Origin of the sequence: Spirulina sp. CCNP1310, assembly GCF_034932185.1 — a bacterium.
Classification (GTDB): Bacteria; Cyanobacteriota; Cyanobacteriia; order Cyanobacteriales; family Spirulinaceae; genus Spirulina.
The window spans coordinates 25,083-39,831 of sequence record NZ_JAYGHW010000044.1; the positions used below are offsets into that span (position 1 = coordinate 25,083).

Sequence of the window (14,749 nt, forward strand, 5' to 3'; positions counted from 1 at the left end):
AAATAGCTCAGGGTTTTTGCCACCGGGACACTTCCCCCGCAGCGGTAGTGGTTAAGAGATGTTGTCCGCCATGACTGAATTGGCAGCAATTAACGGGGTGGGGATGATGGAGACGGGCAATGCGAGCTTCACCCCCCCCACGGGCGGCCCACAGCGTCACGGTTTTGCCCGTCACACTGGCGATCAGTAAACCATCGGGGCTAAACTGCACCTGACGAATGGGGCCAGATGTGCGATGGTGATGGATTTCGCTCAGGGTATTGGTGGCCCAAAGGCGGAGATGGCGATCGCTCCCCCCACTGGCCACCTGTTCCCCATCGGGACTAATGGCCACCCCTTGCACCTCTCCCCCCGGCGCAGCATTGGCCACCTTTTCCCCTGTGGCCACATCCCACCGTTTCACCGTCCCGTCCTGGCTCCCACTGACGAGAAACCGGCCATCGCTGCTAAAGGCTAAACTTTCCACCGTTGCCCAATGGCCCGTTAGGGTGCGTAAACTCTGGCCCGTCCCCAAATCCCACAGGATAATCGTTTTATCGGCGCTGGCGGTGGCGCAGGTGCGGCCATGGGGGCTGAGGGCGATCGCCGTCACGGGCAAGGCATGGCCCGCCAAGGTGTGACGGAGGGTTTGCCCCGTCCACAATAAACAGTTGCCGCTCTGCTGGCCAATGATCAGCGTTTGGGGATCGGGGCCAAAGGCCAAGGCTGTCGAGGATTCCGTGACAATACTCTGGACGATGGCCTTCTCCGGGACATCAAAAATCACCACCGGGCCATCACTTTGACGATAGGCCACCCAATGGCCATCGCTGCTAATGGCCACCGGCCCCTGAGCGGGCATCACCAGACGCACCGTCGCCGTACAACCCCAGGATTGCAAACTTTCCGGGTCATTGTAGGGAAAATCAACGGATTCCGTAAAGCGGTTGAGGGTGTTACGGAGCGATCGCCCCCATCCCCACAAATTTTCCCCCAAATCCCGAATCCCCGTTTCCAATTCCGTACCCATTTTGTCTAAGGGATCAGGCTCCCCATCCAAGGGACGACCCGCCCGTTCCGCCGATTGGAACGCCTCAAACTCCGCATCTAAATCTTCCCCCAAGCTCTCCTCTTCGCCAAAATCCTCCTCAAACTCATTCAGGGGAGGGGGGGCAACAGGTTCAACAGGTTCAACAGGTTTAACGGGTTTAACGGGAGCGGCTTCTGGTTCTGGAATTGCCGCATCCCAAAGATCTTCAGTTTCTGGGGGTTCAGCTAGGGCAGTGACTTGATCTTGAATGCGTTGGATTGCCCGCTGAAGATCGGTAATTTCTGGTTGCCAATTTTTGGGACTAGGGAGGGCGGCCAAATGGGTTTGCAGGTTGGCGATCGCCCCTTGTAATTCCTGCAAAACCTGAGGCTCAACGGCTACACCCTTGAGGTGATTCACTTCCCCTTGTAGGTGGGCGAGGGATGCTTGTAGATCCTGAAGCGTTTGGGGCAATTGGGTTTCAACGGCAGTTTTTAAGGCCGTGAGCAGAGCCGGATCGGGGCTGATGGCGTTGAGATGGTTGACTTGTTCCGTGAGGTGAGCGATCGCCCGCTCGTTATTTTGGCGGTGATGGGTTTCCCCATCGGTCAAGGTTTGCACCTGGGCTTTGAGGGCTTCTACGACCCGTTGGAGCGTCGCAAATTCTGTCGGAGAGAAACTCTCCCGCAATTCCTGAAGTTGGTGCTGAAGCAATGTCACCGTTGCCGTCAGTTCTGCCCGTTGGGGATCGGGTTCGTTGATCTGGGATTCTAGCTGACTGAAACGTTCCGTTAACCCTCCCCATTGCTGATCTTGGTACTGACGGGCATCGGTCAACTGCTGCGCCAAATCTGCCAGTTGCGGCAAAATTGCGCTCTGCCCCTGCTCCATGGCAACGAGGCGATCGCCCCATTCCCGAAATTCCCCCTGATGCACCGGCTGCAAATCCGTTTCCACTTGGGCAACTAAATTCTGACCCATTGCGTCTAACTGCTCCTGAAGCATCTGCTGTTGCTTTTGGGTGCGTTGATGGATCAACCCACTCACCCCCAAGGCGAGGGTTAGGGGAGCCGCCGCGTAGAGAAACTGCCGGGTTAAGGCCGCCGTAATCGTCCCAGCCAAGGCAGCGGCGATCGCCCCCGATTCCAGCCAAAGCCAGCCCGGCGTTTGCTTACTCACCAATTTTTTTTCCTTGATCAGCGAAAGATCATCCCCATCTTAATCCTTTCCCTGAGAACTGCCCATCACCCCCATCCCAGTGATACGCTGAACAGTTGTGCCGCCCCTCATTCCGATGTTTAGTTTTTCCGCTTCCCCGGCCGATGCTGAACCCTGGAAGTATCGCCTTGACCAATTCGCCCGCGATTTTCGCCCCCAATTGGCGGCGCTGGCCTGGGGTTTTCATCTCGCCAACCCCGATAGCACCGACGTTCTCGGCATTGACCTCAAACCCCAACCCCATTTTGTCACCTGTCCCCGCCGCGCCGTCGAAGCCCTCAACCACAACGTCGCCCAGCAACTTCAGGAAATTTTGGGCATTCTCGATGCCCATGATCCCACCAAGGAGGTATTTATCTTGGCGATCGGCGAAGGCCAAATTAAGCTGCTCTATTTTGAATCCGATCCCCTCCCTCCCGATGCCTACGCCACGTTAGAAGAGCCACCTTTAGAACTGTTGATGATCCAATTAGAAGATGAACTAATCGCCCGCTTTCCCGCAGCAGGAGAAGGCGATCCTCCCCCTGCTCCTCCTAAACCCCCCAAGCCCGAAGAATTTTTATAGCCTAAATCCGTTTCGTCAACACCTGCCAATAGGCCGCCGCCACCTGTTGGGGCGTGTAATGTTGATCCAGATAATGCCGTCCCGCATCCCCTAAGGATTTCACCCATTGGGGATTGCGAGCTAAAGCCTGGATATAAGCCGCTAAACCCACCGCATCCCCACTTTCAAAGGCTTGACCACAGCGGGCATTGCGGAGAATTTGCCGTAGGTAGGAATGGCGCTCACAAATGGCCGCCACCGGGCGACCCGCCGCCAAAATGCCATAGAGCTTACTGGGGGCGACTAAGCCTTCTAATCCAGGACTGATGCTGACCAGAGCCAGATCGCAGGCCGTTAAAGAATAGGGCAGCACGGCTTTATCTTGGTAGGGCAAAAACCGGCAATGGGTAAGTTGCGATCGCGCCACCCGCTCCATACAAGCCTGTAACTGCGCCCCCCGACCAATAAACACAAACTGAATCGGCTCATCCCGCAATAATTCCGCCGTTTTCAAGATCGTTTCCAGATCATGGCAGCGCCCCAAATTGCCGGAATATTGCACCGTGAACCGATCCACACAGCCATAGCGCTGGGCAAACCAGTTATCTGATTTTTCCATCGGGTAGATTAACTGGGGATCTGCCCAACTGGGAATCACCGTGATCCGATTTTCTAAATCGGGGGCTTTGGCAAGAACGCGATCGCGCATCGAAGAGCTTAAAACAATAATCTGCTCCGCGTGCTTCCAAATATGGTGATTCAGCCAATCCCAAGCCTTCACCAAGGGATGGCGAGCCGGAAACACATCCAACGCCACCGCCACATCAGGATAAAGATCATAAAGCAGGCAAATATAGGGCAACCCCAGCAGCCGATGGGCCAAATAGCCCATCACCGGCAGATAGGGCGGTTCACTCGTCACCACCAACAGTTCCCGACGATGGGCGGCTCGGATGAGATGAATCGCGGTGCGTAAGCAAAATAGCAAGCCATTCACCGCCCGCCCCCGAATCCGCAGCGGCCACATCCGCGATACGCGCGATCGCTGCACATGGACTTTATCGTGAATTTCCCGCTTCGGCGCAGAGTCCGCATCAAAGGCATAGCCCGGTTGCCCCGTAAACACCCGCATTTTTAGCCCCATGCGGCTAAGGTGAATGGCTAACTCCGCAATCAGTTGCCCCGTAGCGGCATAGTCCGGGGGGTAGAACTGTGTCACGATCAACACATGGCGGCGAATGCCACTAATCATCGGCAAAGATATCTCCGGATGACGCGATCGCCCAGCGAAGGAAGGAGAAGAGGGAAGATGGGACTCGGTATGGTCTAACATGCTGCGATTAACCAACCAAAGCGAGGGAATGGGCAGGATGAGGGCGCAGGGTCGGGGGGGTCATAGAAGGACTACAAGCTACAATAACGAGTTTACGGAAAGAATGTCCCACAATCAGCGGAGATGCTTCCAGGGGAGACCCCCCATGATCAAATTAGTCTAAAGTTAATCCAAAACTTGCCGGACGTGGGTAGGACGGGTAAAGTTGCCCTGATGTGCGATGCGATCCTCTGTGAGTAAGCGGTCTTGCCCCTTGCTCGCTTAATGGCCGTTTCCATGGTATAGTAGAAAGTCTAAACGAGGGCGCGTAGCTCAGTGGATAGAGCACCAGATTCCGGTTCTGGGTGTCGGGAGTTCGACTCTCTCCGCGCTCGTTAGTTGTTTTTTTATCAAGTTGTGATACACTGCCCAGGCTTCGCCAGAGGCAGTGCATTGCCATTAACCTAGCTGGGCTGCTGTCATGGGGTGAGGCGATGCCAGACAAGCTCTGTCTGGAATTGTGGCTTGATCTCAAAATACCCCGTTTTAACAGGGGAGTAGGTCAAAATTGGCACAGGGGATGGAAGGCGGTGAGGGGTTGGGCCTATCCTAAAGCATTGTTGTTTTTGACCCTGCACCCATGGCTCCCCCCGATTTTTACCCCGATCGCCAGCGTCCCCTAGCTACCCGACTTTTTCAATCCCTGGCCTTTGCCTTGGCTTGGTGGAAATTTCAATTGCGGTTGCGGGTCAGTTGGGAGGATGTGGCTAAATTGCGGCAATTGCGGGGGAATCGCGTCATCCTTTTGCCCAACCATCCGACGTTCAATGATCCTGTTGTCTTATTTCTCCTTTCTGCTCAGGCGGGGGAGATTTTTTATTACCTATCGGCCTATGCCAACTTTAAAGGGCTAACGGGGAAACTCTTGCAACGGTTGGGGGCCTATTCGATTAAGCGGGGCGTGGGCGATCGCACCAGTATTGCCTACACATTGAATCTGTTAGAAACAAAGCCTGATTGTCGGTTAGTCATTTTTGCGGAAGGGGGCTGTTCTTTTCAAAATGATACGGTGATGGCCTTTCGTACTGGGGCGGTACAGTTGACGATGCAGGCCATGGCTCGCATTGTTAAACAAACCGGCGAGATCCCCAATATTTACCTCTTGCCGGTGAGTTTGAAATATCGCTACACCCGGCCCATGAATCCTGTGATTGAAAATTCCCTCACCGCCTTAGAAAAAGCCCTCGGTATTACTCCCGAAATTCTCGATTTTTACCCCCGATTGCGGGCCATTGGCGAATGTGTGGCGGCACAATTTGAGCGGGAATATATTGGCCATCTGCTCCAAGGCAGTTTAAATGAACGGATTGAGGAGATCCGGACAGCAATGCTCAACATTTGCGAGCGGGATATTGGTCTTGATCCGATGCCAAGCTTGCCATTGCGGGAGCGGGTCTATCGGGTGCAGGCGATTGTGGAGGAGCAGGAAAACCCCAGTGCAGAATTACAGAAAATTTATCAAAGTACAGTGCGACTGTTAAATTTTGATGCCCTCTACGATGGCTATGTGGCGGCGGCTCCCACCGCAGAGCGGTTCCTCGATACCCTCACCCGTTTAGAAAGGGAAGTATTCAACATTGATAAACCGGAACCCAAGGGCGATCGCCTCGCCTATGTAAAATTGGGGGATCCGGTTAATTTAGCGGATTATTACGGGGCCTACCGGGGCGATCGCACCGCTACCGTCGAACAACTCACCGCTCAAATGCAACAAATCGTACAGGCGAATTTAGATATTTTGGCAGGAGGTTAATGTAGGGGCGAAAAATTTTTCGCCCCCCCTACCTCTTTTCTCGCTTCTCTTTCCTCTCCGCTCTCAAGGCAAATACTCCATCAATTGATGCGCCTCTGGATTGTGGGGAAATTCTGCGAGGATTGTCCTGAGGGTTTGGCGGGCTGCGTCCCATTGTTCGGCATTCATTTGGGCGTTGGCAATGCCCAATTGGGCTTGGAGATGTTGGCGACCGATATCGGGGGGGAGATGGCGTAGGGCGGTTTGAAAGGCGGCCATGGCCTCCCTCGATTCCCCCATGCCGTTCAAACTTTCCCCTAAACCAATCTGGAATTGGGGCTGATCGGGCCAGTTGCGTACTGCTTGACGGTAGAGGGTCGCGGCTTCTGACCATTGGCTGCGGCCTAAATAGATTTCACCGGCTAAATCAAGGGCGATCGCCTCCCTTTCTTTTGCCCCCAATGTATCTAAACCGGTATGAAATCCCACGACTTTTCGCAGTGCCTCCAGGGCTTGACTCTCTTCCCCCTGCCAAAGCAAAAATTTGGCCCAATCGTAATAACCCCAAATCAAATCGGGATCGAGGGCTAATGCTTTTTCATAGGCTGCTGCGGCATCACTAAACCGGGCTTCTTTTTCATACAAAGGAGCAATGGCGAGATAGTTATAGGCAAAATCGGGATTGGCTTCAATATTGCGCTCATAAACTTCTAAGCCCCGCAACCAAAACCCCAAATCCGTTAAGGTTGTGGCGAGTTCATACTGGGTATGGGCATGAATTTGATCTGGGGCTGTGCTCATCGGGCCTCGGTAGCCGTTGCCGCGAATGCCTCCATCGGTGACGGGTTCCCCTAGGGGCGTATAGGCGCGACTCGCCAAACTGGGTACGATAAACCCATAACGAGGTTCCAAGGCGATCGCGGTGTGATAGGTTCCCAATGCCGCGAGGGTTTGCCCCCCTTGGATTTGGACTTGGGCGAGTTTGAAGCGTAACCCGGTGGGGTTGTGGAGTTCACCCGGTAGGTTGAGGGCTTGGCTATAGGCGGCGATCGCCCCTTCAAATTCTTCTAAACATAGGAGCGCATCCCCCAGGGCCTCGGCTTCGGGGGCGGTTTGGGGGGAAAGGGCAAGATTGCGCTGTTCCCAACAAATGGCCGCTAGGGCCGGGTCTTGGCGGGGAACCGCCGCCACGGGTTGCCCAACGGCCCAAAGGCATAACCCAGCGATCGCCGCTGCTTTGATCATGGTGGAATTTTTCAAACGCTAATCATTGGATTTTAGGGGCAATTTTCAGGATTGGCAGTGATTACTTAGGTTTTTGGGTGGCAACGACGTGATCGCCAATGAACTGCACCAAAGGCCGAAATAGGTCTGTGAGTTCCGCTCGGCTCACGGTCAAACAGGGGAAGGGGCGATCGCCCCCCCAACCTCCACACCAAACGACAAGAATATCTCGACAATTCTGAATTTGTATTCATGAGCCGAGCGAGCATAGGATTAAAATAATGGACAAGTCATTTGATCATCTGAAAGTATGGACTGGATTGCCATCGTCTCTGCTGGTGCTGCTGCTACTGCGGCTTGGATCGCGTGGGAGCATCTTAAGCACGAAAAAGCGAGTAGCCAAACAACGCGACACATCACGGCGACACCGACTCCAGCCCCGCCGGCATTTCCGACGACCTATGGGGCTACGTCTAATGCGTCACTGGAGAGCGAGGTGGGCGCAGACTATCGCCCACTTCGGGATCTTTTGGCTGCCCAACGCTTCAAAGAGGCGGATAAGGAGACATGGCGTGTGATGTTGTGGGTGGCGGATCGGGAAAAGGAAGGGAACTTCCGAGAGGAGGATATTGAACAGTTTCCCTGTCGCGATCTGCAAACGATCGACCGTCTTTGGGTACAGCACAGCAACGGGCGCTTTGGGTTTAGCGTCCAGAAGCGGATTTATAATGAGGTTGGCAAAGATCTTGTAAAGCTAGCCGACCGTGTAGGATGGCGAAAGGGAGAAGAGTGGATGAAGTACGAAGACTACAAATTCGAGTTAAGGGCCCCGGTGGGACACCTCCCTGTGGGGTTTCCAACTATACCGGCTTCTATACTTTTTGGGGCAGGTGTGTTGTGCAACGTTGGTTGGGTTTATTCTCTTCTCTCGCGTCGAGACTTGTGAATTGTAATCTATAAAGGCTACAGAGTTTTTTTAAGAATCATTAACCCGTTGATTTTCACGAACCCATACGGGGTCGGGCTTTTCGATACCTGGCACTGGCATTTCACAGCCAAGACTGAGGCGCGGATTGGGGGGAAGGAACCCAATTTGTCCCGCTAAAATGGAGAACACCATCACCACTCCCCCACCATGCCCAACACCATCACCATCGACATTCCCGACTACACCTATCAACGCCTCCTCCACACCGCCCAAGCCACCCAAAAAAACCTCACCGAAATTATCCTCCGCGTCCTCGAAATCGGTAGCCCTCCCGACTGGCAAGACATCCCCCCCGAATATCAAACCGATGTCGCCGCCCTCGATCGCCTCCCCGACCCCGACCTATGGCAAATCGCCCGCAGCCAACAAGCCCCCGACCAAATGCAGCGTTATGACGAACTCCTAGAACGCAATCAAGCCGGCACAATCACCCCCGCCGAACAACTCGAACTCAGCCAGCATCGTCAAGATGCTGAACGCCTGATGCTCTGCAAAGCCCAAGCCATAGTCCTGCTCCGCTGGCGAGGACATTCCATTCTGGATCTCCAATAAATGTCTCCCTACATTCCCACCGAACTGCGTCAACAGATTCCCTCGTGTCATGGCTCTGCCGTGACATGCGCCTTCAGCGGCTCCTCCGCCTGGGAAGGAGGCAGCGCCTCCAATGGGCATTACTTGGCAGAGCCAAGTAACGAGATCCGATCTACAATAGTACATCGTAGCACATCTTTATCAAAGCTACTCCATCAACAGAGGAGAACAATTGTCAGCACCCCGCACTGAAGTGACGGGGCTTCATGCCTCTAGCTTTGGTTAGCTGACCAGCCTAAGCCTTAACTGGCTACGTTTTTGAGGTCATGACACCTACAGATGCTTTCCAGTTTGTAGCTCTGTCGTTAACGGTTAAACAGTTGAAGCTGGGATGTAGACAGTGCCGTTAGCTCAACAAGCCTTGAAAACCTTGGCGAGGAAACCATTACCCGTTCTACGGAGATTTCCATGTCCAACTTTGTGTTTGTTCTAGACACTAATAAGCAAATGCTCAATCCAGTCCATCCGGGAGAGGCTCGGTGTTTGCTAAGTCAGGGAAAGGCTGCGGTGTTCCGCCGATATCCTTTCACCATCATATTGAAACAGGAGGCAGAATCTGAAATCAAACCTCTACAGTTAAAGATTGATCCCGGCTCGAAGACCACTGGGCTAGCCATTCTCAATGGTTCAAAGGTCGTTTGGGCGGCAGAGCTTACCCACCGAGGGCAAGCCATCAGAAATGCTTTGCTAAGTCGTAGCCAACTGCGGAGGGGGAGGCGCAATCGCAAAACCCGCTATCGTGCGCCTCGGTTTCTCAACCGCACCCGCGCTGAAGGATGGTTAGCGCCTTCTCTAATGCATCGGGTCAAAACTACCCTGACATGGGTTAATCGGCTATGCCGTTATGCTCCCATTGCGGGTATCTCACAAGAGTTAGTCCGGTTTGATACTCAGGTAATTCAGAACCCTGAGATTAGCGGCACTGAATACCAGCAGGGGACTTTGGCAGGCTATGAGGTCAGGGAATACCTGCTAGAGAAGTGGGGACGCAAGTGCGCCTACTGCAAGGCTGAAAACACACCATTGCAGATAGAGCATATTCAACCTCGCTCGAAAGGCGGTTCTGATAGGGTGTCTAACCTGACGCTAGCTTGCGAACCGTGCAACAAGGCAAAGAGTAATCTGCCTGTCCAAGAGTTTTTATCAGGCAAGTCTGACCTACTGAAGCGCATTTTGGCACAGGCCAAAGCACCACTTAAGGACGCTGCTGCGGTCAACTCTACCCGATGGGCGTTATTCAAGGCACTAAAAGAAACAGGTCTACCTGTTAGCACTGGCTCAGGGGGGCAAACCAAATACAACCGAACTCGGCTCAATCTGCCTAAAACTCATTGGCTGGATGCTGCCTGTGTGGGAATGGTCAATCGGCTAGAAATTCTCACGACTCAGCCTTTGTTGATTAAAGCAACTGGGCATGGGACACGTAAGATGTGCGGCACTGATAAATATGGGTTTCCCTTTCGCCATCGGTCAAGAGTACAGATACACAAGGGTTTCCAGACTGGTGACATCATTGTTGCAAATGTCACGGCAGGCAAGAAGATTGGCTCCTACTTAGGACGAGTTCTTTGCCGTGCCTCTGCCAGCTTCGACATAGCAACCAAGATGGGTAAGGTGGCTGGGATCAGCCACAAATACTGTAAATCAATTCATAAGAGGGACGGTTATGCCTATGGACTCTGAAGGTTGCGGGCGGCTAAAGCCGCTTGAGTCGGTTTTCCTCCCCGCTCTGAAGAGACGGGGCTTCCAACCCTCCCAGGAGCTTTTACGTGAACATTCGAGCCGTGATTGAATGGGATGCAGAATCTCAATCCTATTCTGCAACCTGTCCAGAACTCAATTTTATTTCGTCTTGTGGTGATACAAAGAATGAAGCACTGATCAATCTTAAAGATGCAATCCAATTAATGTTAGAACCGCTTCCAGATAAATTTTTATCAGAAAATTCAATCCAAGAAGTCGTTGAATTTGCACTTTAGCGGATTTTTAGATGTCACCTAAAATGCCGCGATTGACGGCTAAGCAAATTATTAAAAAGCTGAAAGCTGCTGGCTTTGTTGAGGTTTCTCAAAGTGGCTCACATTTGAAGTTATTCAATATAGAAACTCGTAGAACGGCCATTGTGCAAATTCATACAAAAATAATCGCAATTGGCACAATGAAGGCGATTGAAAAACAAGCTAATGTTTCGTTGTCTTAGCTTGAATCGTGCATCAGCCAAATTTTAATCCGATACCTGGCACTGGGATTCCTCGATCCTGTAACCCACTTTGTCATGGCTCTGCCGTGACATGCGTCTTCAGCGGCTCCGCCGCCTGGGGAGGAGGCAAAGCCTCCAATGGGCATTACTTGGCAGAGCCAAGTAACGAGATTTCATTGCCCTGGTGTGCGTTTTTTCTGAGCGATCGCATTCGGTTCAGTCCCCAACAGTGGATTATTGCATGCCTACAATAAGGGAGTGTGAACCGACAGGCACAATGCTAAAAACTCCCGTATCCCCTCAACCCCTTTTCCTGGAATTGCCCCCAGACCTCGCCCTACAGGTCACGCCGGAACAGTTCGCCGCCCTGGCCGTGACCAATCGTGATCTCAGACTCGAACGCACTGCAACCGGAGCATTAATCGTGAACCCACCCACTGGCGGCATCTCTGGCCATCGGAACTTCGATATCCTCAGCCAACTCGGACGTTGGTTTGAAGCGAATGAGTCCCTTGGTCTTGTGTTCGACTCATCCACGGGGTTTGCATTGCCCAACGGTGCGAATCGTTCCCCCGATGCCTCGTGGGTGCGGCGCGATCGCTGGGATGCCCTCACGCGGGAACAGCAGGAGGGGTTTGTTCCCCTCTGTCCGGATTTTGTTGTGGAGTTGCGATCGCGCAGCGACAGTTTAAACACCACTCGCGCCAAACTCCAAGAATATCTCAACAACGGCACACAATTAGGCTGGCTCATCGACCCCCAAAACCAACGGGTAGAAATTTATCGCCCCGGTTGCGAGGTTGAAACCCTAGACCGCCCCGATATGCTCTCCGGTGAACCAATCCTGCCCGGATTTATCTTAAAATTGCAACGAATTTGGGCGTAAAGGGTTGGTGGATGTCAATGCAGCACGATTTCCCCTAAACTAGGCACATTGCCCAACTGAGATGCACCCCAGATAATTTTTGAACGAGGATAACAGGATGACTTCAATACTGATCAAAAACAAAGTTCTGCAAGAGATAGACCTGATTCCAGAAGACAGGTTAATTGATTTGTATAACTTTATTCACGATTTCAGACTAGGCTTAGAAAAATCACAAAAGACAAACAATAAACCCATTTCCGCCTTTGCCGGTTGCTGGCAAGATATGCCCGATGAAATATTTAATGATTTCACCACAGAAATAAAACAACGTCGCCAGCAAGCCTTCACGCGGAGAAGGGGAGATGAAAGCATCGCTCGTTGATACTAATATTTTGTCCCACTTCTTTCGAGGAAATCCTCAAGTTGCTGCTAAATTTGAAGCCTACTTGCAAGAGCATGAAACGTAAGGATTCAGGTACTTGAAACGCAGTCACAGCAAGGCTTTCAAAATCGAGGTGAGTTCTAAACTAACAGTTCATTCTCAATAAGTACGCAAGACTAGGGGTTACAGCCTTGTTTATTGAGAATGAAAAAATAGCTCAAAATAACTGAAACCCATACTGAGCAATGCTTACAGCCAAATTCTCATGACCTGAATGCTTACCATGAAACGATCAACTTTAGCATCATCACCTATTATGAAATAGTCAGCGGATTAAAACATCGTGATGCCCACAATCAACTCACCCTCTTTCTGGAGTTTGCTGCTCAAAACACCATACTCCCTTTGACCCCAGAAGTTGCCGACGTTGCGGCAGAAGTGTACTCCGATTTGAGAAAGTGTGGGCAGCCAATTGATGATATTGATCTATTGATCGCCGGGACAGCCATTGCTAATCAGCTAGTCCTGATTACAGATAACCGTAAGCATTTTGATCGGATCGTCCAGTTGGAAGTTGACAACTGGATTAAAAGCATCAATCAGTAATATTCGCCCCTCGTGCCATAGCTCAGGACTTAGGGTTTTGGGCGGCAACGACCCGATCCGCGCTAGCGTACCGATCGCCAATGAACTGCACCAAAGGGCGAAACACCTCCACCAATTCCCCCCGGCTCACCGTCAAACAGGGGAAAGGGCGATCGCCATAATCCACCCCCACTTGCAAGGGGAACACCGGCTCCGGCTCCAGGGAAATAAACCCACCCCCCGCCGCCTGCACTAGGGGCCAAACCCCCGCAATATCCCAAATTTTCGGCGTAGCCTCCACTCCCCCCAAGGCGGCCCCACAGGCTACGAGGGAAATGTTATAGCTGGCCACGCCGATCATGCGAATCTTGCAGGGGAAGGGGGCCTTTAAAATATCCGTGCTGCGGGCGCAAAGGTTAAACAAATGGTTTTGGCTCGGCTCGTCGTCACTGGTTTGGATCGGCTGTTGATTGAGATAAGCCCCCGTCGGCCCCGTTAGCCCCGATTCCCCATACCAATAGCCGTGGAACGTCTGGCGCAATTGGGGGAAATGGATAAAACCAAACACCGGCACACCCCGATAGAGCAGACCGAGGGAAATGCCCCAAACGGGAATCCCCCGCGTGAAATTCGTCGTGCCGTCGATGGGGTCAATCACCCAGCACCAATCGGTAGCGGGGAAAATATGGAGGGTTTCCTCGCTGAGAATGCCGTGGTCGGGGAAACGGTGGGCGATCGCCTCCCGGATCCTGCGATCCGACCATTGATCCGCCTGGGTGACAAGGGTGCCATCGGGTTTGCGCACCGCCTGTAACCGGCCAAATTGCGGCACGAGATAATCACTCACCTGGGTTGTGATCTCAGTACAAAAATCGAAAATATCGCGCCAAAACTGTTCCATGGGTGATCTCGTGTCAGGCATCCGTTGATTAGTATCGGGCATTTTCGGGCTTAATCCAGTTCTGATTCCATGACAGTGGCGATCGCCACCCGCGTATTTTCCCGAAACTCCGCCACATCCACCCGGCCTAAAATGCCAATGGCCACCACCATACTCACCGCCTGCAAGCCAAACACAAACCCATAGGCCGCCAAGGGTTGACTAAAAATCGATTGACCAATATCGAGAATCACCCCCCCGGAAAAAATGGCAATCCCACGGGCGATCGCCTGAGAAAGCCCCCAAGCCCCCACAAACGTCCCTGCCGTCTCCGCCGTCGTCAAATCCAGCATCAAACTAATCGAGCCAATCGTGGCCATCCCCGCCGCCAAGCCAAAGACAATCATCATCGCCTTCAACACCATCACATCTTGGGTCAACCCCGCCGCAATAATCAACCCAAAGGACACCGCCACCAACCCACAGCCCAACTTCGTCACCATTTTTTTACCAAAGCGGGGAATCAGCCAAAACCCCGTCGCACTATAACCGAGCAAAATCCCCACCCCCCAAAAGGAATTTAAAGCCGTCGTTTCCCCAATACTCATGCCAAACACCTCCCCCCCGTAGGGTTCCAGCACCGCCTCTTGTAAAAACAGGCCAATGGTGAGGATCAGCAAAAAGCTAAAGAAAATACCCGTTTGGCGGCTAGAAGTGAGGATGCGCAATGTATCCCGCAGCGTGACACTATCTTCGCGGTTGCGAGCGTTGGAGCGGCGGCTAAAACGGGAATATTTGCGCTCAATGCCCCAGGTGGCGATCAACGTTAGTAGGAAGAAAACCAAAGGAACGACGATAAATAAACCGCTGATCGGGCCGTAGAGCGTCACCAGCGGATCTCCTAACCCATCCTCCGGCACAAAAATCTTGCTCCAAATCGCCCCCGAAATCCCCCCAATCACAATCCCCACCATCAACTGCGACCAAACGATCGCCACCAGCTTCGACCGTTGGGCCTCATCGGACACATCCACCAACAGCGCCGTAAACGGGATTGAGCAAGCACTAATGGCAAACCCATAGGCCAGGAAAATCACCCCCAACAGGCTCCCCCAGAGCAAAATTTGCGGATCCTGCCAAGACCAGCCCCCCAACA

The 14,749-nt window shown here is 52.7% G+C and carries 15 protein-coding genes and 1 tRNA gene; 11 read left to right on the forward strand and 5 right to left on the reverse strand.

The features are described 5' to 3' along the window. Positions 1 to 7: 7 nt before the first annotated feature. The gene (locus VB712_RS09595) at positions 8 to 2,188 is read right to left on the reverse strand and encodes a WD40 repeat domain-containing protein (protein ID WP_323254354.1); all 2,181 of its coding nucleotides are present in this window, start codon (positions 2,186 to 2,188) and stop codon (positions 8 to 10) included. A 115-nt stretch (positions 2,189 to 2,303) separates the two neighbouring features. Between VB712_RS09595 and VB712_RS09600 the strand changes: the two genes are divergently transcribed. Then, the gene (locus tag VB712_RS09600) at positions 2,304 to 2,792 is read left to right on the forward strand and encodes a hypothetical protein (RefSeq protein ID WP_323254340.1); all 489 of its coding nucleotides are present in this window, start codon (positions 2,304 to 2,306) and stop codon (positions 2,790 to 2,792) included. Position 2,793: 1 nt separating this feature from the next. Here VB712_RS09600 and VB712_RS09605 read toward each other — a convergent pair whose 3' ends face one another. Then, complete coding sequence (locus VB712_RS09605) at positions 2,794 to 4,104, reverse strand: glycosyltransferase family 4 protein (RefSeq protein ID WP_323254341.1); 1,311 nt, start codon at positions 4,102 to 4,104, stop codon at positions 2,794 to 2,796. 301 nt (positions 4,105 to 4,405) lie between these two features. On the opposite strand from VB712_RS09605, the gene VB712_RS09610 reads away from it, so the two are divergent. Both VB712_RS09610 and VB712_RS09615 read left to right on the forward strand, forming a co-directional pair. Next, positions 4,406 to 4,478 (forward strand) — tRNA-Arg (locus VB712_RS09610). A gap of 245 nt (positions 4,479 to 4,723) precedes the next feature. After that, positions 4,724 to 5,896, forward strand: coding sequence for a 1-acyl-sn-glycerol-3-phosphate acyltransferase (locus tag VB712_RS09615; RefSeq protein WP_323254342.1), 1,173 nt, complete (start codon positions 4,724 to 4,726; stop codon positions 5,894 to 5,896). Between the two features lie 63 nt (positions 5,897 to 5,959). Here VB712_RS09615 and VB712_RS09620 read toward each other — a convergent pair whose 3' ends face one another. Continuing rightward, complete coding sequence (locus VB712_RS09620) at positions 5,960 to 7,120, reverse strand: tetratricopeptide repeat protein (RefSeq protein ID WP_323254343.1); 1,161 nt, start codon at positions 7,118 to 7,120, stop codon at positions 5,960 to 5,962. Between the two features lie 289 nt (positions 7,121 to 7,409). Here VB712_RS09620 and VB712_RS09625 point away from each other — a divergent pair, with 289 nt between their 5' ends. The 8 genes from VB712_RS09625 to VB712_RS09660 all read left to right on the forward strand — a co-directional run bounded on the left by VB712_RS09625 (position 7,410) and on the right by VB712_RS09660 (position 12,734). After that, the gene (locus tag VB712_RS09625) at positions 7,410 to 8,045 is read left to right on the forward strand and encodes a GUN4 domain-containing protein (protein WP_323254344.1); all 636 of its coding nucleotides are present in this window, start codon (positions 7,410 to 7,412) and stop codon (positions 8,043 to 8,045) included. A 189-nt stretch (positions 8,046 to 8,234) separates the two neighbouring features. Beyond that, positions 8,235 to 8,639 (forward strand): hypothetical protein, encoded by a 405-nt coding sequence (locus VB712_RS09630; RefSeq protein ID WP_323254345.1) that lies wholly within the window; start codon positions 8,235 to 8,237, stop codon positions 8,637 to 8,639. Positions 8,640 to 9,086: 447 nt separating this feature from the next. Further along, positions 9,087 to 10,361, forward strand: coding sequence for an RNA-guided endonuclease IscB (gene iscB / locus VB712_RS09635; RefSeq protein WP_323254346.1), 1,275 nt, complete (start codon positions 9,087 to 9,089; stop codon positions 10,359 to 10,361). An 86-nt stretch (positions 10,362 to 10,447) separates the two neighbouring features. Continuing rightward, a complete protein-coding gene (locus VB712_RS09640) occupies positions 10,448 to 10,657 on the forward strand; it encodes a type II toxin-antitoxin system HicB family antitoxin (protein ID WP_323254347.1) in 210 nt (69 codons plus the stop codon). 11 nt (positions 10,658 to 10,668) lie between these two features. Beyond that, positions 10,669 to 10,878, forward strand: coding sequence for a type II toxin-antitoxin system HicA family toxin (locus tag VB712_RS09645; protein WP_323254348.1), 210 nt, complete (start codon positions 10,669 to 10,671; stop codon positions 10,876 to 10,878). A gap of 277 nt (positions 10,879 to 11,155) precedes the next feature. After that, complete coding sequence (locus VB712_RS09650; RefSeq protein WP_323254349.1) at positions 11,156 to 11,764, forward strand: Uma2 family endonuclease; 609 nt, start codon at positions 11,156 to 11,158, stop codon at positions 11,762 to 11,764. Positions 11,765 to 11,861: 97 nt separating this feature from the next. Next, positions 11,862 to 12,128: a hypothetical protein gene (locus tag VB712_RS09655; RefSeq protein WP_323254350.1), complete on the forward strand. Its 267-nt coding sequence runs from the start codon at positions 11,862 to 11,864 to the stop codon at positions 12,126 to 12,128. A 291-nt stretch (positions 12,129 to 12,419) separates the two neighbouring features. Further along, complete coding sequence (locus VB712_RS09660) at positions 12,420 to 12,734, forward strand: PIN domain-containing protein (protein ID WP_323254355.1); 315 nt, start codon at positions 12,420 to 12,422, stop codon at positions 12,732 to 12,734. A 22-nt stretch (positions 12,735 to 12,756) separates the two neighbouring features. On the opposite strand, the gene VB712_RS09665 is transcribed toward VB712_RS09660, so the two are convergent. Together VB712_RS09665 and VB712_RS09670 are read right to left on the reverse strand one after the other, a co-directional pair. After that, complete coding sequence (locus VB712_RS09665; protein WP_323254351.1) at positions 12,757 to 13,614, reverse strand: inositol monophosphatase family protein; 858 nt, start codon at positions 13,612 to 13,614, stop codon at positions 12,757 to 12,759. Between the two features lie 50 nt (positions 13,615 to 13,664). After that, positions 13,665 to 14,749: BCD family MFS transporter (locus tag VB712_RS09670; protein WP_323254352.1), on the reverse strand; the 1,085-nt coding region annotated here is incomplete at its 5' end.

Bases quoted from the DNA above. Each gene is read 5' to 3' on its own strand.
- VB712_RS09600 (WP_323254340.1), top strand. From the start codon at position 2,304: ATGTTTAGTTTTTCCGCTTCCCCGGCCGATGCTGAACCCTGGAAGTAT.
- VB712_RS09665 (WP_323254351.1), bottom strand. From the start codon at position 13,614: ATGGAACAGTTTTGGCGCGATATTTTCGATTTTTGTACTGAGATCACA.
- VB712_RS09620 (WP_323254343.1), bottom strand. From the start codon at position 7,120: ATGATCAAAGCAGCGGCGATCGCTGGGTTATGCCTTTGGGCCGTTGGG.
- VB712_RS09630 (WP_323254345.1), top strand. From the start codon at position 8,235: ATGCCCAACACCATCACCATCGACATTCCCGACTACACCTATCAACGC.
- VB712_RS09625 (WP_323254344.1), top strand. From the start codon at position 7,410: ATGGACTGGATTGCCATCGTCTCTGCTGGTGCTGCTGCTACTGCGGCT.
- VB712_RS09650 (WP_323254349.1), top strand. From the start codon at position 11,156: ATGCTAAAAACTCCCGTATCCCCTCAACCCCTTTTCCTGGAATTGCCC.
- VB712_RS09655 (WP_323254350.1), top strand. From the start codon at position 11,862: ATGACTTCAATACTGATCAAAAACAAAGTTCTGCAAGAGATAGACCTG.
- VB712_RS09605 (WP_323254341.1), bottom strand. From the start codon at position 4,104: ATGTTAGACCATACCGAGTCCCATCTTCCCTCTTCTCCTTCCTTCGCT.
- VB712_RS09615 (WP_323254342.1), top strand. From the start codon at position 4,724: ATGGCTCCCCCCGATTTTTACCCCGATCGCCAGCGTCCCCTAGCTACC.
- iscB (WP_323254346.1), top strand. From the start codon at position 9,087: ATGTCCAACTTTGTGTTTGTTCTAGACACTAATAAGCAAATGCTCAAT.
- VB712_RS09645 (WP_323254348.1), top strand. From the start codon at position 10,669: ATGTCACCTAAAATGCCGCGATTGACGGCTAAGCAAATTATTAAAAAG.